Below are 17,839 nucleotides of genomic sequence, written 5' to 3' on the forward strand. Positions count from 1 at the left end.
CGTCAGCACCAGGTTGGTCGTCAGCGTCAGCACCAGGTTGGTCGTCAGCGTCACCATCAGGTTGGTCGTCAGCGTCAGCACCAGGTTGGTCGTCAGCGTCAGCACCAGGTTGGTCGTCAGCGTCACCATCAGGTTGGTCGTCAGCGTCACCATCAGGTTGGTCGTCAGCGTCACCATCAGCTTTCGGTTGGCCGGCAGGCTCATGATTCGGCTGTTGAGCCTTCAGGTCTTCCAAGGAATCTCTGATCGCATCAAGAACCAAATCAGCACTGTCCCAGCAATCATTGAAGTCAGCGGTTATCACTCCCATTTCTGAGATGATTTCAAGCCTCGTCAATAAAGCAACTGGGAAGCGTTGGCGTGCCAGGTCTCTCGTTTGCTCCCATACTGGGGTTAGAGGTTTGTAGTTAAGCAACTCGCAGCCAATGTAGTAAGCAAGGTAGTCTTCCAGCACATTTATGGCTGGAGTATTCGCCCCCGGAACCGGCCTCATCCCCTTGGAGATAAACAGCTGCTCAATGGCTTCATACTCACCACGAAGCCCTGGGTACTCTAGAAGAGCCATCCGATCTATCCGGCCGTCATCGAAGTAGTTCAGGAATGAACGGTGCACCTTACCTTTCGTCTTTAGTGACTTTTCATATTTTACAAAGTCACTGCCATATCGGTGGTGAGCCCCTTCGTGCATGCCAAACCCCATGGCAGCCGCGGCCTGAACGGGATCGCCCGCATCGAAGAACGGCATTAGCACCATTTCTTGAGTTGTACCTGCAGTAGGATAATTTCCCCAGGTCGTCCTCAAACCGAAGTCGTTGGCCATCATGGCTAACCGGAGCTGAATGGTCAGCATTTTACTTTGAGTAGACTGCATTGTGTGTCTCCAAAAATTAAAACCCCAGGGCGAGCCTGGGGTTGGTTGGGGTTGCCTTGGTAAGGCGGATTAGTAAAAACCGGTCACTACGGGAGGTGGGTTATTAGTTGTAGTCGATATTGCAGCCAACATTCCGGTGAGGAAGTCGTCCTTAGAAGCGGTAACAGAACTCGGTGCATCTGTTGGGTCTTCTTCCTCTTCGATCTCTAGCTTGGCAGTCCTTAGGGACGACAAGTAGCTCGGATCGCTCAACAACGTGAGCAAACCCATCATTTTACTCAGCTCAGTAGCATCCAGTTGCGCCGCCCGTCTCTTGGGAAGAGAGCTTTCGAACGCATCAATGCTGTCAATAGCCGGCTGAATAAAACTATCCAGCACCGCCATCTGTATGAGCTTTTCCTTGATGTTCGTCACATACCTCAGTGACTTGCGAGTGAACTTACTACCGTTGGACATCGAATACTGGAAGTCTCGCAAAGAGTTGCGAGCCATTTCAGAGATCGTATCAACTGCAGCATCGCCAAGTGGGTTGTTAACCACATCCTCATTCACGCGATACGAAAATGAAACCTGCTTCCTGACGTAATCCACGTCATAGAGCGAGGCTCGTATGCGAGAGGCGAAATCATGGAGAGACACTGTTGCGGCTGCCTGTTGTATCCAGGAGTCGCATTCTGCGTCGTAGTTGAGTAAGAGCTGATCAAGATTTGCGTAGAAGTTGACTCTCATCAACTCGAGGCCGTCAGTTACCTCATTCAGTAAATGGCGAGGTACAGCCCAAGCTCCAAGGACTTGGAAACCGACTTTGCTAAGCAGGGCGATACCTTCTTGGCGAGCTCGGCCTTGGAATGCGATCTTCTTCTTATCGAAGACCGATTTTGACCCCAAGCGAACCACATCGGCGGCTAACGCCTCATTCTCAAGTCCCAAATCAAGGGGCTTATTGTTCCGGGTCGCAGACCAGGTGGTGACCTTGAAATCCACCAGCACATAGCGCTGGAAGAATTCGACAAAGTTCATTGCGGTAAAGGATGACATGGGTAATTCCTTATCACTGGACAAGGAGCTCCCATAGAGGGAAGACTCCCGTCAGGGTGGTGTTGGCCGATTAGGCCGGGTTGGGGTTGCGATCCGCGGATGCGGTGTGCCTTGAATCGCTAAGCACAAAACGCCACAAAAAGTAGCGCTCTCGGAAATGTTCAACAAACACATCCGACAGCACTCTGATTTGGATTTTTTGCACGGCAAAGACGACTCGACGAGTCACAAAAGGCGAGGTTGGAAGCTACGGCCCAGAAAGGAGTCCGATTAGCCGTTCGGACATGGGCATACTATCTCAGGTGGGGACAAAAAAATCAACGCTGCCTTAGGCAGCGTTGATTTCACTCTCTTTGATTCTTGCGATTGCCATATCAAGCCAGGCACCCAACGTTGGGTGATTTCCTTGCCGGCAGTACCGGGACCAACATGGCCAAAAGTCCGGGTCGTTCTTTGGCCAGGGCGGCTCGTGGGCCTCTAGAGTCCGATTAACCAAGACCCTGGTTACGGCCTTAATGATCGCCTGAGCACCAGCACTAGCACATGGCAGTTTAGGAAGTCGTGACAAGTTATCCTTCAGCCCTTGCACTGTTCTGTACTCGGCCTCCTTCCCTTTGATACACAAAGCATAAAGGGGCCTGCAGTTCTTTGCCCAAGGCATATCAGGTAGTTCGTACCCCATTCGCAGTGGCACGATGTTGACAGTATCCCCAATGATGCCAATGAGAAATTCATTGGCCCCACCAGCTTGTTGCTTGCTCATCACATACTCAACCAGGAGATCCACATCTTTGCTGAGCGTGATACCAAGAATGTCGTGCAAGCATCCTTTCAGCGTATTCATACGAACACCTCAAAGAAAACCCGGCTCTAGGCCGGGTTGGTTGGTGTTAGAAGGTTAGTAAAATTCGAACTCAAACAGACCTTTATGTTTGCTGAGTATCTGCTTTACCGCCTCCTGGAGTTGTTGAACTGGTGCATCTGATATGCTGACAGACTGCAGATGCTCAAGCTGTTCGGATAGACACAGATCGGTAAAATTCCGACTCTGGTCATCGATCATGTCAAAAGCATTGTGCAGTGAGAGCAGCAACAACATTACGACCTGCGCAGCATCGATCCTTTTTGTCACCCCCCGAAAGGGAATGTTGCCAGTCAAGTTGCATCCGTAAAGCACTCCTTCGCCTGGTATTGTAGGTGTGATAAACACCCCCTCCTCCGCTAGTTCCGCCATGATGTTTCGCCACGTTGCGGCTACTTGCTCTGGTTCGGTAATTTTTGCTCGAAAGTACATGTACTTAGTCCTCAACCCAAGACTGGCCAAACACAGCTTTGCAAAGGTGCATCGCCGCTTCGTAAGTCGCCTCATCACCAACTAAACGATGTGCATACGACTCGTGGAAGGTTTTTTTGACCCTGTTACGGACTGATGTTGGACTGGTACGAACCATCTCTCTCACCCAACGAAGCAGGCTGCGAATGGACAAAGGTTTATCCATCGCTACCCCGTTCGTCATCGTGAAATCGTTTTGTTGAGACTTCTCTACAGCAGTATTGATATCGCGCATAACGCGAATCATTTCTGGTAGCAAAGACTCAATTGCATTGATGTGCGAGGGTGGGAATTGCTGTCCGAGTTCTGCTTCCCAATCAGTGAGCTTGAGTGCGATCTTGTTCTTGCAAATCGTTTTCATGTCATCGTCACTCAGCTCACTTGGGGAGAGTGGGATGAAGCGGTCGATAAGAGCATCACTCAACCCAGTAGTGCCTCTGAAGCCCGATAGCCCAGTGATACCACCGTTGTTGAATGTGAACACACAACGGAACAACTTGTGCGGCTCCAACCACTCACCAGTTTCAGCCAGCTCGATGCCATGGGTCATGAGCTCATAGAAAGCCACCAGCTCAGCTGGTTGCATGGCATCGGCCTCGTTAAGCAAGAATATCCCACCATTAAGCAGAGCTTCCCGCAACGGGCCAGAAACGAACTCGCCTGTGGCCGGGTTAACGCGCCCGAGCAAGTCCAGTTGGAAGCTGGTCTCCTGAGTGCCTTCGACCTGGTATATAGGCCACTGAGTTCGGGCTGCAAACTGTATGACCCCGGTTGTCTTGCCAGCACCATACCCGCCATAGGAGACGATAATATCTCCATCTGGATCGGCCATAATCCTGCGCACATCATCAAGGAAGGTTGTTGTGAAAACGTGTGGTTTTATTACCGGCACGCGGGGGTTCATCAGGTGAGTATCGCCATGGGGGCAACGAACCTTGATATTTGCATCCAGGCCAAATTCGCTGCCAGAAATGAATGTGTGCTGAGTCATAACGCTAATCTCCGAAAACCTACTTGAGCAGGTTGTGTGTGTGTTGGGCTGAATGCCCGGGTTGGGGTTGGTCGCGAGTGGCACATTGCGGACCGAGTGCCATAGAGACAGCCAGGGCTGTTTCTGCATGTACGCTGACACCGGAGAAATACCGGTGAACGGACATGCAGAACCAGCCAACGAGGGCTTGAGTGATAGATCACGGGTGAGGAAGTCGGCAGAAAACCGGGATATTGGTGTTGGCGTCAAGCAGTGCGGCTCGCCCCCTGAGATAGACGCCGGGAGCATGGACAGAATAGCCTTCGGCTGGCCTCCTGTAAAGACGGCCACCCCTTACGGGGTGGCCTGGGTTACTTAACAAAAATCAACAGCAAGCATTTCAGCAGCCCCCTGACCGTTGTACTCGATCTGGCTGACTCTGATCGTCTCAATTGATTGTCTTCTATATAACTCCGGGTTGGGTAAAGCGATGTTGGGGTTGCGCTTTTGAACATCTTCTGTCCATTTCGCATAATCGATAACCCCTTGGCGCGGAGAGGAATGCAATCGCACACCAGCATACTCGGCCTTTACATGGTTACCCATCATGGAGCGCAATGCTTTTTTCAGCTCGGCTTCCCGGGCCTTGGCCTCATCAATCTTCACCTTGACTGGAGACATGTCACGCCAGACTTGCTGCAGCTCTGCGGCAATTATGGTCCATGCTTCCTGGTCTTGTTGTGTGCTCGGCTCGAAGTAGTCAAGCTCTGTAATCGGCGGGGCTTCATCCCGTTCGTACAGATCCCACCACCATTTTTGCCTCTCGATCAGCAGTTCGATTAGCTCCTCATCACGTGTGATGCGAAACACAATGAGCTTACGATCATAGGCGCGATAGAAGGCCAAATAGCCAATCTTAGCTCCTGTCGCCAGTAGCTGGTCTTGTACCTGGGGTAGGTACCGTTGGTAGGCCTCCGAGTTCCGGCGTTCTTGCATTACTGACTCGAAGGTTTCCCATGCTGGCACTTTGAGCTCAACCGGAGAGCCATCAGACATTAACCCATCCAGCGAAACGCGAATGAAGGAATAAGTCTCGTGCTGCACACAGGTTGGTATCACCAGGTCAAATATGCCTTGCGACTCCAACCACCGCTCGAACGCCTGTCGCGCCAGCGGCTCCTGTTCATTTCCTCTTCGAACGAAGAAGTTCTTGCTCAAGTCTGTGCCGGGCTTGCGCCCAGTTTTGACCATCCAAAATGCACGCGCACTTTCATGCGCGTATGGCCACTGGATTACAGAAGCAACACTAGATGCTCCTATGCCACCAGCTCGCCATTCATGCCATTCAGGGGTTCCCTGAACTAGGTCGACGTAGATCATGGGTGTGTCCTCTATCGATCAGCCGATGTTGAGCGCCAGGGCGGTCACATCTCGATCGGACATGGATTGCTTGTGGGCTGGAGCCCGGGTTGGTGTTGGTCGCGAGTGGCACATTGCGGACCGAGTGCCATAGAGACAGCCAGGGCTGTTTCTGCATGTGCGCTGACGCCGGAGAAATACCGGTGAACGGACATGCAGAATCAGCCAACGAGAGCTTGAGTGATAGATCAAGGGTGAGAATGCCGGCGTAGGGCTGGGGGGTTGTTGTTGGTGCCAGACCTTATGGCCCGCTCTTATAAGGCACCGAGAGCACTTCGACTGTAACTGTAGTCTATCTAGGTGTTCAATAGCTGTCTAGGCCAATTGACAGTCCTCCACTGGCCGAAAAGGTCATGCTCTATGGGGCAGGCAATGCTGCAGATCTTTTCGATGAACGGCTGACACAGGCATTGACATGTATAGGGCAAAAAAAAAGCCACCGAACTACGGTGGCTTTAGGTTACGTGTTACATGGCAAGCAGAAGCTGCTCACCTGCGACATAGCGTTTCAGTGGCCTCTTTGGCAGCTTAACCACCACATCTGGCAATTGCGCCGTTACTAATCGCCGCCCTGTTTTGACCATCCGAACGAAGCTCAAATAGGTCGCGTTAGGGTATGCTACGTCACTAAAAACTGATGAGGGGGAAACCCCCGCCCCTGTCTCCAACTGACGTTGTAGCCGGGCTAGTTCGGCATCAAGATGCATGCGCACCAATGTACCGACTTTGCCGCAGAGTGGCGATAAGCTGGCAGCAATCTGCCTTTTCCATCGTTTTTCCAGTTGTAGCGATGCTGCGTTGATCGCGCAGGTTGTTAACCGGGCAACCCTCACAGCAATCACAGAGGAAAGCCTGCACTCCAGATCGAACCCAATGCGTTTGGCTTGCTCTCGTGCCTCGGTCTCCTGCTCAACAAACAGGACATGCTCAACATCGGCCCAGAAAGCTGTGTTGTTCTGACGATGGTAGTCCAGCGTGAAGCTGATCCAACATAGCCGGCGCATTTGTCTAGCTAGGGCCAGATGCCTGAGCTCGTGACGGCGGTATTCTGCCTGAACGATTTGCCGATACTCAGGGGTACTCAGAATTTCCAAGTCGCTTCGGCAGTAGATGCCCATCAACGACTGGTCACCAGATAACCCCATTTGCCGCATACGTTGGCCACGCTGAGCCATCATATGCATATCTGCAACCTTGCTTGGCGTGATCTGCACCACACCAAAGCGCAACAGATATAGTACTGCAGCAGTGTTCGTCATTTCACCAGCCTGGGCAGATTCTCTCATCCGGTCATACTCTTCCCAGATGATCCAACTAGCAACATCACCATCGATGGTAAGTTGCTTTGCAGTCTCTACCGGCCCGATAGTGCGATGTCCATCATGAGTGCGTAAATTGGTGGCGGCCCTCCGATCGTCTTGGCCATCAAAGTAGGTGGCCGACAACATCGGATCGGACAGCCCATCGGTCAGCTCATCAGACCCCCATTTAAGATCGGGGATCTTAAGCCAAAACTCTTGCGGAATCTTGGTCGCCGGTACCGGTGTTATTAACTCATCCTCCGTGAGCAGCTCGATGTTTCCATCCTCCCAGACACTGCGATAAATCTCTATCGCTTGGAATGGCGTTGAGTGAAAGCAGTGGAAATCCCACAGCCAACTCACGTGTAACAACTGCTCAGGTGACACAATGCGGAACTGGGGCTTCGACATGCGCTGGTTGTAGTCGTTGTCCTCGACTTCACCAAGAAGCAATTTCATCTCCAGATCCTCTGCCCTTTGCTGCTCCACATAGTCCGCGGAACAGCATAAACGCAGCAGTCGAGCCAAGAAGCTAGGTGAGAACACGTCAGGCTGTACCTTAATGTATCCCCCTGCGTAGATTGTCCTTCCGACAGGATGGCGATCTTCCCAAGACCATTGCTTGACACCTAAAAGCCGTTGGATGTTGTTAAGGTTCACCATGTAGGCGTAGCGGTCAACCAGGGTTCTGACCCCATTGACCTCATGATAAAGCATGTTTTCCATGCTTTTATCTGTCCCACCTCGCAGGCAAGTCCAACATCCAGTTCTTGCGCCGCAGGCATCAGAGACTTTCTTCTCGCTCGCGCTCCAGATACATTCACCTGTTGCGTCTCGATACAGCTCAGCCAATTCTTTGTTGTTGGCTTGGTAGCTTGGTAATGGCAAATGCACTGATGCTTCGTTACCGCAACTCATGAGCAGTTCCCACACATCCCCTTGCGACCAGTGCCGGATGGGGTATAGCTCCCAACCTGCACTTGTTTTGACCGGAGCTGTGGCGTGCCCCCCGCGCTTGGCGATATTGCCAGCTCGAGTTGCGCCCTCTGCATCACGAGAACCCAGCACTAGACAAACCTTCTCACGCATCTCTTTTGGCATGCGCTTGATCATCTGAGCCTTTACTCTGTTACCTGTTGTTACCTTCAGGTCACGCATTGTGGTGAGGAGCTAGTGACATACGTGGGGAGGCCTCGACCAGTCAAAACACGCCCTGTCCAGGACGATGCAAGACTTGGTTTGCCGACTACGATAGACAGTGGCAATCTCTCCTTGTCGATGAGCACTTGTATCGCGGCAAGCTGCCGGTCGGCGAGATTGCGCACTTCAGGGTTCTCAACCTGTGTATCTGTATGACTGATCCAGTGGTAGGCAGAGATCTCGTTGCCGCGACCCTCACGAACCAACCCTATCATCGCAAACAACAGTAGATGAAGAGTACTTGTCGAATCCTTCCCCCCGCTGAGTGCAAGAGAAATGGTAAACCCATCGAGTAACGTGGCTCGGATGGCAAGTACAGCTTCAGTGATCATGCTGGACAGTGGCTGCCCGGTCGTATCACTGATCGCTGCCATCAGATCGTCATTGTTCTGCAAAGTCTCCCTAAGCTGATCCCACTTGTCGCCACGGTAAATTGTGGCCTGAGGCTGCGCGAAGGAGGGTTCCGCTATGCTGATTTCACAAGCTTGCTCATCAAGAAAATCGATGTGTTCGAAGAGATCGAAGTTGTCCATGTGTTGTCCTTTTTTGTTGCCCGAGTAGGGCGGGTTGGGGTTGGTCACTGGTGGCGCGTTACAGACCAAGCGCCATGAATGACCCGAGCACAAAGCTCGGGGGATTGGTTCAACTATCGAGATAGTTAGGATTGTCGAGTAAAAACTGGTGCGGGTTTCCTTGATATCGCAATAGCAGCGAAGCCCATTTCACACCTCGGTTCCACGAAGGAAGGTCAGTTAGTTGATCAAGTCGCCCAGGAGCGTGAGTCCGATATCCTCTTTTGATGGCGTGAAGCACACATTCATCAACAGAGCTGAACACTTCATGCGTGAAGGGACCATTGACATCGTAGAAGCTCACGCGATACCCCCCCCGAGCAGAAGGCTCGGGGAAGACTACGGCTAGAGCCCCTTTCTCATCGCCTAGCTCCAGGGAGAGCCCAGAGCCACCGTTGGCTGCAATCAGGCGCTGACCGATCTGCACCCGGATCGAGTGCAAATAGTCTTGCATGACCTCCATGAGCCGGCCGAAGCAGATCTCTTGATCTTCATGTTCACTGAATTTCTCCAGAAACTCGGTCATCGAAGCGCTCGGTTCTTGGCCGAGCAGATCGTCATTAAAGTGCGGGCACTTCCGCACATGTGCTTTTGATAAGAGCATCTGGTTGTTCCTTAGAGTTGCCTAGAGGCGGATTGGTGTTGGTCGCGAGTGGCACATTGCGGACCGAGTGCCATAGAGACAGCCAGGGCTGTTTCTGCATGTGCGCTGACGCCGGAGAAATACCGGTGAACGGACATGCAGAATCAGCCAACGAGAGCTTGAGTGATAGATCACAGGTAGGGCTCAGGTGAATGATGTGTACCTGGCCGACAGTCTATCGGACGATAGGCTGTAAACGAAAAACCCCCAGCTTGGCCAGGGGTTCATCTTGAGAGTATTGCTCCCGGGTTGATTGAATCACGGTACTAGGGACAGCTGTTGGGATAACCCACCAACACCTTGGCCCTCTCTTTGAATTCGGTCAATTTCCTCCAGCATGATGTTGCGGATTTCCTTTGCCCGATTAACCTCTACCACCAAACTGAAATGGCACTGGTGAAGAGGAACGCCCAACAACGCTGCAAGCTTCGCATAGCCGCGTTTATTGTCGATGCGCCACTGTTCACACAGTTGGTCATAAGCTTGATGTAGTATGCCACGCCAGCGGCGAGCGTCACGGTCGGCCATCAATCCCAAAGGCCATCCATCACCTTTGTGATAGCCACAGCTGCGGCCACAGGTGCAACGGTACATTGGGTAGCGATGGGCTTCCTGCCCTTTTCGGCTAACCAGCCTCCCACAATCACAGGTGATCGTGAAAATAGGGCAATGCGCAGACTTGCGGCCGGCATGATAGTCACAGATGAGCTTGGCAATGTAAGTTGCCTTCACTCGTTGGTCCTCTTTAAAGCCCGATTCTGCAGCAAGCCATGTCACGGCTTCATCGGGCAGGCTCCAGTCTTCAGTCGATCCGTACCGGCGGCAAAGCCACTCACCGATCACTGCATACAGAAGCACATCGACACCATCGATACCGCTTTGCTGGCATTGTTCTGCCAATAGGCGGCGCAGTGCTTTGGGGGGGAGATAATTCACATTGGACATATCCAGTTCCTTAATGGGGGTTGCCTTGATGGGCGGGTTGGGGTTGATCGCGAGTGGCACATTGCAGATCGAGCGCCATGAGACAGCCAGGGCTGTTTCTGCATGTGCGCTGACACCGGAGAAATGCCGGTGAGCGGACATGCAGAATCAGCCAATGAGGGCTTGGGTGATAGATCACAGGTAAGGTAGTCGGCAGAAGATCGGCTGATTGGAAGTTGGTGCCAAGCCTGGCGGCTCGTCCACTACTAGGCACCGAGGACTCTGACAGATTAACCTAGGGACCCGGTAATTGGCAACTAAGTGACCTTCCGGTTAGTTCAAAAAATGTCAGCTATGCCGGCGGGGTTGAACAGTCACGATTTAAAACCTTGCATAGCATCTGCGTGCCGGGGTGACACTTATCGCCAGTGGATAAGCTGCACAGTGGCAGTTTATCCACTTGGCCATAACATCAGGAGCCAGTGGCAGCTCCGGGTAATTCATCAGCTACCAGAGGCATCGGTCTGTAAGGTTTGAGGGGTTTGAGCCGGTTGCTCCGGTTGTTGCAGCTTCTTCCGTTTCTTATACGGCCGGCGCTGGCCTGTACTTGGTCTCCCTTGCGATGCCGCGACTAGATCCTGAATATCGATCCCAGAATCGGCCATTTTCTCGAACAGTTCGGTGATTTTGGCAGCCTTTTGTTGTCGCTCCTCTTCCTGTCTCAGCAGCTCAAGCTCTTCATTCTCGATGTAAGTAGTCAGCAATGCGTGCAGATCTTTACGCTGTTCAAGCGTTCCAAGTTTCTTGGCTAGTGTCATAATGTTGCGCGGGGTATAGTCACGCTTGTTTTCTTGTTGCATCAGGCGTCCTTTAAGAAACCGTTATCCAGTCCTCAGCCCTGAGGTGACTCACGGGCCAGCAATCAAAACGCCTACATAATAGATGGACTGACCGCGGTATGCTAGCCAGCCCGCCCGACACCTATATTAGGAGATTGACCCCAAGCGCACCTCTATCATTTCGAGATGCTTTCCTAGGGGGGCCAGCAAGTCTCGATTAAAACGGAATTTTTGTTTGACTGCCGTAACAAGATTTTTCTCACTGCCCCCCAATGCCATCCCGGTGCGATCTACAACCAACACCGTCTGACTCTCGCGATCAACCAAGCACAACCAGGGGGCTGGAGGCGGACTCAAGATGTCCGATATGCTGAAATAAATCTCCTCTACGAAATCTATTTTCTGCATAACGCGGAGGCGAACCTCTGTGGCCATAATTCGCAACCATGCATCATTAAACTCCCTTACATTTTTGGCGCAAAAATATGGAAAGTCCGGTGATAATATGGTCCCATATTTTCTGAAGTCCGGGGTCCAGCTTGGCGCCTGCATTGTGCCAAGTAATGTCTGCGCATATGCAGCATGGGTTTCCGACGCGAATAATGAAACTCGGTTATCCAGCCACGTTCCAACATCTTCAGGTTGAACCTCTTGGACCATAAATAAATCGTTATTAAAGGATTTTTGAAGAAGGTACATATCTAATCTCTTAGCTTCAGAGGCCGTTACACAGGTCTCATTACGACGCAGACCCAGCCATACGCGCATTGGCCATCATAGGTGCAAAAACCACTGGGCTTGTGCGCGGCAAAAAAACATTCCTGAGACAGGCTGATATAACAGCAATCTTTATTATTAAAAATAAAATATCAGCATTTCTCTGCGCACAGTTTAAGGCGGCAGCGGATAATGCAACCCGACCTTCCTCAGCCATAGGAAATGGCTCAGGAAGGGCTGGTTAGCCCTCTGACGAAAGAAAACAATATGTTATTCCCTGGTACCGCTGACCGGAAATATTAATCTGTGAGCATGCTTGGTGTGGTTTGTAAAATAAAGGGGGCCTGAGCCCCCTGGTTTAGTACAGATAATTGTCTGGCCTGTTGAGTTGTCGCTCATAATGGGCATAGGTGGCTGTTGGGTTGAAATCCCAACCGTCATCCTCATCCGTCATGGCCATCGAAACAACCTCATCTAGCCAGCCCTGCTTTTCAAGCCACAGGAGCAGTTCATGTTCCTTGTGGCTCAGTTTTGAGCAGCGTCGTAGATAGCTCCGCCTAGTGACAACCTGCCGGAAAATCCCGGCAAGCATGCGTTCGGGGTTAACGTCTAACACGATGCAACAATGTCTAAAGCTGAAGGGAGTCAGCTCTTGTTTGAACAACCATTCGATCCCCAACTCCCTCGATTCAGTGCCGCACTTCGGTGAAATCAGCCCATAAATGGCATCATTCAGTACAACACCGCACAGAGTTGCTATACCGTCATCGGACCAAACAAGCGAGCCCTCTTCAGGCCTGTCTTGCAGACCCGGTTGGCCTTCCTGGAATAGCTCCGGGAACAGCAACGGTAACGGCATTGAGCTGTTGTTGGCCAGCGACTCAGGATCACTGACAACGACTTTTGATTTCGTTGAGCTTCTTGGCTTTATTGCCCGTTCTGAGGGGACGAATAGCACATCCTTATCAGAATCAAACATGTCTCGTTGCCAAAGTATCATGGTGCCCTCCATAGAGAAGGAGGGCAGCCCGTAGGGCAGCCTCTCCCCTACGGTTCTTGGTGATGGGCTCTTGCCCGGGTTGGTGTTGGCCGCTAGCGCGATTTGCAGGCCTATTCGCGTGATCGTCTGAGAGCCATTCGTCGATAGTCATCTATCTTCGAATTTCTCTTTCAAGAATGAGAAAGAGGGCCAATGGCCCTCATCCTGTTGTTACAAAGGTCTTAAACCGCGGCGAACCACGAGATCTTCATCCTTACCCATGAGTGACGGCCTCCATCTGATCGAGAGCGGCCAGTACCCACGTGCGATCTTCATCGCTCATTCTGGTTGACTTGAAGTACCCACGAAGAGCACCCCATTGTTTTGTCTGAACTGTCCGGCCAAAGCCGATTCGGACATCCCCACGCAACCGATCTGAAGGTAAGTAACCACCCCACGGGAATTTGATAATTTCCTCGAGCGTGGTTGGCTTTGCTTCGACCTGGGCGGCCGGCGTTTCTGCAGGATCCGCTTCAACCTGGACGACCGGCGTTTCCGCTGGCTTCGCTTCGACCTCGGCGGCCGGCGTTTCCGCTGGCTTCGCTTCGACCTCGGCGGCCGGCGTTTCCGCTGGCTTCGCTTCGACCTGGGTGGCCGGCGTTTCAGCAGGTTTCGCTTCGACTTGGGCGGCCGGCGTTTCCGCTGGCTTCGCTTCGACCTCGGCGGCCAGCGTTTCCGCTGGCTTCGCTTCGACCTCGGCGGCCGGCGTTTCCGCTGGTTTCGCTTCGACCTCGGCGGCCGGCGTTTCCGCTGGCTTCGCTTCGACCTCGGCGGCCGGTCCACTATCTACGACAACAGTAAGACCCCCATCTTTAGGGCTGATACTCGCCTGATTTTCATCAGCTACGTAAACGCCAGTGAATAACCGGATCGTTTGAGCAGTCGATTTATGGCCCAACGACCTATTTGGCATCAAGCACCAGGCTTCTGTATTGAAGAAGTTCTCAGCCAGATACTCTCGGTGCACAAACCGCCCGCCATCAGAAACTAGCAATGTGGTCTCTATCCACTCATGCCCGCGAACATCCCTAGCCATCTCAGCGAAGGTAAGGAATCCGTCGGAATAGGTATGAATGATTTCTTTGACACCAGCCTGTTTTGCCAGTTGCAGCCATCCATCTATACGGAGCCCAATCTCAATCCCTAGGTTGGTGCGACGAGCGAACATCGTTCCATCGAAAGGGTTGAGCTGGGTGCGCTGGATAAACCGAGCTGTCTTCTTGAAATCCAAATCCGTCGGTTTGTAGCCATTGCAGAACACTTCCTGGAACAACAGGTCTCGAAGCATGTCATTAACTTCTTCGGCTGGGACACCAAGGATTTGCTCTACGGTTTGAATAGCCATGTTTCTCTCCAAAAAATAAAGCCTCGTCTATGCGAGGCTGGTTGGTGTTGCCATTTCAGGCTGATTGGTTAAGTGCGGCGACTGTTGTCGTATCGCTGCTGCCGGGGTCCCTGGTGTTGCTGGTCCTGAGGTTGCTGGGGGTGCCCTCGATGTTGCGGAGGTTGCTCCTCCCAATGTTGCGAAGGTTGCTCCTCCCATTGTTGTGGAGGTTGCCCCCATTGTTGCTGTGGGTGTGGGGTTTGTTGAGGCCTTTGAGACTGCTTACTCTGCTGAGGCCGCCCTTGCGGATTATTGGCAAAGCCGGACTGCTTCAAACAAGCTATTGCCGCGGCTGGCATGTGTAAGTTGATACACGTCACCTTAACCTTGATCCCAGAACGGGACTCTCCGCCCTGTTCCCATGATTCAAAGACGAGCTTCCCTGAAATCTCAAGAAAGTCCCCCTTCTTGATTGAAGGGGTTTTTTCCCCGGAAAGCTCCACCCGAATGAACTGGACACGATCTACCCACTGTCCAGATTTGGGATCACGATAACCGTCATCAATTGCGATGGTTGCCGGGCCATACGGTCCATATTGACCATTCCGGATGTCGGCATGGCTCACGTAACCGCCAAGCCACACCTCGTTTGTCTTGTTGTTCATTCTCATAGTCGTAATCCTATGTGGTTGATGTTGGGTGGCTATACGCCTGCGACTTAAAACCCCTATCGCTCTTTGCCAGTTGGCAAATCATCTCAGGAAAACCGTGATTTCCTGAACCGATTCACATGACTAAATGTGATAAGAGGCTGCCCTAGGGCAGCCTCTTTGTCACATTGGACGTGGTTGAGGGAAATCTTGTTCCCGTGAGTATTCAGCAGGCTGGTACGCCAGCTGTTCGTCTCCATTTTCATTTGAGCTTTGCGGATGTAGGTTCATCCCAGCAGCCTGGGCACGCCAGCTAGCCTCTGCCTGAGCAGGTCTAGCGGGTCTAGCTGCGGCGGCCGCGGGATTGGCGGTTTCACCGACGCCCCCTGCTGCACGAAGACGCTCCTCAACAGCAGTCTCTACTGCTGCTTTAAAACGTACCTCTGACAACTCATGACTAAACTCTTGTTTGATGATGTTTGCAGCCATGGTGGCAGCTTCTTCCATCATGGCTTTCTTGCGATGGCCATCCAGTTCGCGCTGGTCAGCTTCAGTGCTTTTGAGTAGTTGTTCCCTCATCCCGCCGGCAAAGGCGAAAACGAGAATAGCTAAAAATCCCAAGACTATGATGGTTTCCATATTGTCTACCTTAAAATCTGGCCTGAGCCTAGTTATGAGTTAACCTGTTGGTTGGGTTTATATACGTGATGCCAAATGGCTGCTAGATGGTTACACGGACTAGCTATTCAGGCATGTTGCCCGAAATTCATCATGCCGATACGACCAAGTATTGGTATGTAAAATCAAGGGAGCCTGCTTGATGCGGGTGTGTAAGGGGCTGGAGTGTGCAAGTCCCGGGCAAGGGGACTTGCGAATCACCAAGAACGAATTTTGGGTTTCGTTGCGTGGGATAGGGTGAGGGATCGCCATACAGCAATCACAGGTTTAGAAATCTGCCACCCGGCGATGCAGCAGGCAGATAAAATGGCGATTTCGCCAGCAAAGGTTATGTCCATGAACTTTCCTATGACGTCGTGGGTACATCAAACCACTCAAAAAGCAGTTTGATGTACCCACGACAAGGAAATTGGACGCTGGGATCTGTCAACAGACAGGGCGACTTGTTTAACCCCTTGGTCGCCAACTACTGCAAGGCAGCAATTACCTTATAATCTCGCACGTTGATGGAAAATTTACAACCCCCGGCGTGCTCACTATCCACGGGCTCCTCCACCATGTTGTCCAGGTGTCGTTCGCTGCAACCTGGCTCAGTGGGGCCCTTTCCCCCCGCCAACCAGAGCTCTCTCAATAATTTACCGCGGTTCTCGAAATCTTAGATCGGGAGGAGGCAATGACACCGGGGCCATCGAACCCTTGCGCTTGCATCCATTCAGGTTGCGATAATATAGAGCGGTAAATCCTTCCGCTGATATGAGACGAGGGGAACCGGAATGAACGACAGGGATCTGGTAAGTGCCAGCAAAATCGGCAAGATGGCATGGTGTCCGCATGGGGGCAGCCTACAAGAACAAGGGGTCATCGCGAGTGTTCAGAGCCGGGCTAAAGCTGAATACGGTACAGCAAGCCACGAGCGATTGACCGCGGCTACAATAGAGCGACAAGCACAGGACCAGCGCTGCTTCGTAGCAAGTTATGCACTGGGGCCGAACCATGCTGTGACACAGCAACTGCGGGATTGGCGAGATAGCCATCTGAGCCGCTATTACGTTGGCACCATTTTCATCAAGGTCTACTATGCGTGGTCCCCCCTCGCCATCAAGCTGGTATCTCGCATCCCGGGTGCACGATCTGCAGCTAGCTCACTGGTTCTGGCGTTTGCGCGGATGGTGGCCGGAAATAAGGATACATGATGATGGCCTTTCTCATTGCCTTCGTGGTCTTTGTCGCACTGTTGTACCTGGCTCGGCGCAGGTCGCACAGGTCTAGCTCACCTCTAGGGGTTGAGGGCAAGATACTCTATGCCGACCAAGGCCGAAAATCGAAGCTGTTCATCAACAGGAAGTACGGAATTACTGCGAAACCTGACTTCATCATCACCACCCCGAACGGTGAAAACGTGATGGTTGAGTACAAGAGCCGCACGGGCCGTGTGTACCAGTCTGACATAGTTCAACTGTTGGCATCCGTACTAGCGGCTCGTTCAGAAATGCCGATCCATCGAGCCATAGTCGTAACTAGGGGTACCCGGCGTGAAGTAGAGCTGGGGAGCGACGAACATATTTTCAGGAGAATCTCAAAATTTGTTTTGTTGGCTCGACGGGCTCAAAAAGGAGAGATCATCAAGATTTTCTCCTCTCATCCAGGAGTGTGCCGAACCTGCTCGGTTGCACATAGCTGCCAACGTTGAAAGGGGGTGATGAAAGTGCTCAATCAGATATGCACCAAAACCTTGACTTGGGTTGAACGAAAATCTAGCAATTTGATGCCTGTTAATGGGCCGCTTGCAATTACCTATGTGGTCTATCAACTCGTAAAGTCCATAGAGCCTGACTACACCGGCAATCAAATTCAATTGGTCTCAGGGCTGTTCACGGTAACAAGTCGCCATGGTGGGTTATCGTTCAGTATCCTGGCCGGCTGTATAATGCTGCTTAGTGTCGTAGCTATTGCAAAAATTTGCCGTAGATTTCGTTGGCCAATGCTCGGCGGCAGGGTGTCCTTAGCTGCAGTTCTCCTACCCGCTCTGGTTGTGTGGTGGTTGTACGACTTGTTCTATTGGCAGACAAGTAGCGGGGATCAGTTCATGCTGTACCCTGCGTTGTTTGGCGTCTGCTTTACGGTTCTGTTTTTGGCATTCAAGGTGCCATTCATTACTATTGTTGTTGGAATTTTCTCGGCCATATACTTGAGAAACTCAAGCACATACTCCGCTGAACATGATGCGGGCAAGACTGAATCAGACAGGGCGGAGGCAGAGCTTGAAAACCAATATGATTGGCATAGACATGGGGTAGATGACTGAGCCACTATCCAGCTAG

19 protein-coding genes are annotated in these 17,839 nt (G+C 52.0%); 4 read left to right on the plus strand and 15 right to left on the minus strand.

Annotation, left to right across the window (positions count from 1 at the left end; translation table 11 throughout):
* Positions 1 to 246 (plus strand): bacteriophage T4 gp5 trimerisation domain-containing protein (locus OKC28_RS22985; RefSeq protein ID WP_442865750.1); only part of this gene is annotated, 246 nt, incomplete at its 5' end.
* 694 nt (positions 247 to 940) lie between these two features.
* Here the strand turns inward: OKC28_RS22985 and OKC28_RS10360 are convergent.
* The 15 genes from OKC28_RS10360 to OKC28_RS10430 all read right to left on the minus strand — a co-directional run bounded on the left by OKC28_RS10360 (position 941) and on the right by OKC28_RS10430 (position 15,479).
* Complete coding sequence (locus OKC28_RS10360) at positions 941 to 1,909, minus strand: DUF3150 domain-containing protein (protein ID WP_088813929.1); 969 nt, start codon at positions 1,907 to 1,909, stop codon at positions 941 to 943.
* 328 nt (positions 1,910 to 2,237) lie between these two features.
* On the minus strand, positions 2,238 to 2,753 hold the full coding sequence (locus tag OKC28_RS10365; protein WP_088813928.1) for a hypothetical protein: 516 nt from the start codon (positions 2,751 to 2,753) through the stop codon (positions 2,238 to 2,240).
* Positions 2,754 to 2,807: 54 nt separating this feature from the next.
* Positions 2,808 to 3,203, minus strand: a complete 396-nt coding sequence (locus OKC28_RS10370; RefSeq protein WP_088813927.1) for a hypothetical protein — start codon at positions 3,201 to 3,203, stop codon at positions 2,808 to 2,810.
* Between the two features lie 4 nt (positions 3,204 to 3,207).
* The gene (locus OKC28_RS10375) at positions 3,208 to 4,233 is read right to left on the minus strand and encodes an AAA family ATPase (RefSeq protein ID WP_157669139.1); all 1,026 of its coding nucleotides are present in this window, start codon (positions 4,231 to 4,233) and stop codon (positions 3,208 to 3,210) included.
* A 354-nt stretch (positions 4,234 to 4,587) separates the two neighbouring features.
* Positions 4,588 to 5,592, minus strand: a complete 1,005-nt coding sequence (locus tag OKC28_RS10380; protein WP_088813925.1) for a lambda-exonuclease family protein — start codon at positions 5,590 to 5,592, stop codon at positions 4,588 to 4,590.
* Positions 5,593 to 6,098: 506 nt separating this feature from the next.
* A complete protein-coding gene (locus tag OKC28_RS10385; protein WP_171277340.1) occupies positions 6,099 to 8,045 on the minus strand; it encodes a hypothetical protein in 1,947 nt (648 codons plus the stop codon).
* Positions 8,046 to 8,077: 32 nt separating this feature from the next.
* Complete coding sequence (locus OKC28_RS10390) at positions 8,078 to 8,665, minus strand: hypothetical protein (RefSeq protein ID WP_088813922.1); 588 nt, start codon at positions 8,663 to 8,665, stop codon at positions 8,078 to 8,080.
* A gap of 109 nt (positions 8,666 to 8,774) precedes the next feature.
* Positions 8,775 to 9,308, minus strand: coding sequence for a hypothetical protein (locus tag OKC28_RS10395; protein WP_171277341.1), 534 nt, complete (start codon positions 9,306 to 9,308; stop codon positions 8,775 to 8,777).
* Positions 9,309 to 9,605: 297 nt separating this feature from the next.
* The gene (locus OKC28_RS10400; protein ID WP_171277342.1) at positions 9,606 to 10,292 is read right to left on the minus strand and encodes a zinc-finger-containing protein; all 687 of its coding nucleotides are present in this window, start codon (positions 10,290 to 10,292) and stop codon (positions 9,606 to 9,608) included.
* Between the two features lie 482 nt (positions 10,293 to 10,774).
* Positions 10,775 to 11,131, minus strand: a complete 357-nt coding sequence (locus OKC28_RS10405) for an H-NS family histone-like protein (protein WP_088813919.1) — start codon at positions 11,129 to 11,131, stop codon at positions 10,775 to 10,777.
* A gap of 126 nt (positions 11,132 to 11,257) precedes the next feature.
* Positions 11,258 to 11,878: a hypothetical protein gene (locus OKC28_RS10410; protein ID WP_157669136.1), complete on the minus strand. Its 621-nt coding sequence runs from the start codon at positions 11,876 to 11,878 to the stop codon at positions 11,258 to 11,260.
* 307 nt (positions 11,879 to 12,185) lie between these two features.
* The gene (locus tag OKC28_RS10415) at positions 12,186 to 12,827 is read right to left on the minus strand and encodes a hypothetical protein (protein WP_088813917.1); all 642 of its coding nucleotides are present in this window, start codon (positions 12,825 to 12,827) and stop codon (positions 12,186 to 12,188) included.
* Between the two features lie 253 nt (positions 12,828 to 13,080).
* A complete protein-coding gene (locus tag OKC28_RS10420; RefSeq protein ID WP_270689132.1) occupies positions 13,081 to 14,211 on the minus strand; it encodes a hypothetical protein in 1,131 nt (376 codons plus the stop codon).
* 68 nt (positions 14,212 to 14,279) lie between these two features.
* Complete coding sequence (locus OKC28_RS10425) at positions 14,280 to 14,855, minus strand: single-stranded DNA-binding protein (protein ID WP_198318508.1); 576 nt, start codon at positions 14,853 to 14,855, stop codon at positions 14,280 to 14,282.
* 168 nt (positions 14,856 to 15,023) lie between these two features.
* Positions 15,024 to 15,479 (minus strand): hypothetical protein, encoded by a 456-nt coding sequence (locus OKC28_RS10430; RefSeq protein WP_088814085.1) that lies wholly within the window; start codon positions 15,477 to 15,479, stop codon positions 15,024 to 15,026.
* 812 nt (positions 15,480 to 16,291) lie between these two features.
* Between OKC28_RS10430 and OKC28_RS10435 the strand changes: the two genes are divergently transcribed.
* From OKC28_RS10435 to OKC28_RS10440, 3 genes are read left to right on the plus strand one after another with little or no spacing between them, the layout of a single operon-like run.
* Positions 16,292 to 16,711: a CFI-box-CTERM domain-containing protein gene (locus OKC28_RS10435; RefSeq protein WP_088814084.1), complete on the plus strand. Its 420-nt coding sequence runs from the start codon at positions 16,292 to 16,294 to the stop codon at positions 16,709 to 16,711.
* A gap of 2 nt (positions 16,712 to 16,713) precedes the next feature.
* The gene (locus tag OKC28_RS22990) at positions 16,714 to 17,208 is read left to right on the plus strand and encodes a PD-(D/E)XK nuclease family protein (protein ID WP_442865752.1); all 495 of its coding nucleotides are present in this window, start codon (positions 16,714 to 16,716) and stop codon (positions 17,206 to 17,208) included.
* Positions 17,209 to 17,217: 9 nt separating this feature from the next.
* Positions 17,218 to 17,823: a hypothetical protein gene (locus OKC28_RS10440; RefSeq protein WP_088814082.1), complete on the plus strand. Its 606-nt coding sequence runs from the start codon at positions 17,218 to 17,220 to the stop codon at positions 17,821 to 17,823.
* The last annotated feature ends 16 nt before the right edge of the window (positions 17,824 to 17,839 follow it).

Origin of the sequence: Aeromonas sp. D3 (assembly GCF_027705025.1) — a bacterium.
Taxonomy (GTDB): domain Bacteria; phylum Pseudomonadota; class Gammaproteobacteria; order Enterobacterales; family Aeromonadaceae; genus Aeromonas; species Aeromonas salmonicida.

Coding starts and splice junctions, on each gene's coding strand:
- OKC28_RS22990 (WP_442865752.1), top strand. CDS start 16,714: ATGGCCTTTCTCATTGCCTTCGTGGTCTTTGTCGCACTGTTGTACCTG.
- OKC28_RS10380 (WP_088813925.1), bottom strand. CDS start 5,592: ATGATCTACGTCGACCTAGTTCAGGGAACCCCTGAATGGCATGAATGG.
- OKC28_RS10410 (WP_157669136.1), bottom strand. CDS start 11,878: ATGCGCGTATGGCTGGGTCTGCGTCGTAATGAGACCTGTGTAACGGCC.
- OKC28_RS10390 (WP_088813922.1), bottom strand. CDS start 8,665: ATGGACAACTTCGATCTCTTCGAACACATCGATTTTCTTGATGAGCAA.
- OKC28_RS10405 (WP_088813919.1), bottom strand. CDS start 11,131: ATGCAACAAGAAAACAAGCGTGACTATACCCCGCGCAACATTATGACA.
- OKC28_RS10395 (WP_171277341.1), bottom strand. CDS start 9,308: ATGCTCTTATCAAAAGCACATGTGCGGAAGTGCCCGCACTTTAATGAC.
- OKC28_RS10435 (WP_088814084.1), top strand. CDS start 16,292: ATGAACGACAGGGATCTGGTAAGTGCCAGCAAAATCGGCAAGATGGCA.
- OKC28_RS10375 (WP_157669139.1), bottom strand. CDS start 4,233: ATGACTCAGCACACATTCATTTCTGGCAGCGAATTTGGCCTGGATGCA.
- OKC28_RS10440 (WP_088814082.1), top strand. CDS start 17,218: ATGAAAGTGCTCAATCAGATATGCACCAAAACCTTGACTTGGGTTGAA.
- OKC28_RS10385 (WP_171277340.1), bottom strand. CDS start 8,045: ATGATCAAGCGCATGCCAAAAGAGATGCGTGAGAAGGTTTGTCTAGTG.
- OKC28_RS10420 (WP_270689132.1), bottom strand. CDS start 14,211: ATGGCTATTCAAACCGTAGAGCAAATCCTTGGTGTCCCAGCCGAAGAA.
- OKC28_RS10430 (WP_088814085.1), bottom strand. CDS start 15,479: ATGGAAACCATCATAGTCTTGGGATTTTTAGCTATTCTCGTTTTCGCC.
- OKC28_RS10365 (WP_088813928.1), bottom strand. CDS start 2,753: ATGAATACGCTGAAAGGATGCTTGCACGACATTCTTGGTATCACGCTC.
- OKC28_RS10370 (WP_088813927.1), bottom strand. CDS start 3,203: ATGTACTTTCGAGCAAAAATTACCGAACCAGAGCAAGTAGCCGCAACG.
- OKC28_RS10415 (WP_088813917.1), bottom strand. CDS start 12,827: ATGATACTTTGGCAACGAGACATGTTTGATTCTGATAAGGATGTGCTA.
- OKC28_RS10425 (WP_198318508.1), bottom strand. CDS start 14,855: ATGAACAACAAGACAAACGAGGTGTGGCTTGGCGGTTACGTGAGCCAT.
- OKC28_RS10400 (WP_171277342.1), bottom strand. CDS start 10,292: ATGTCCAATGTGAATTATCTCCCCCCCAAAGCACTGCGCCGCCTATTG.
- OKC28_RS10360 (WP_088813929.1), bottom strand. CDS start 1,909: ATGTCATCCTTTACCGCAATGAACTTTGTCGAATTCTTCCAGCGCTAT.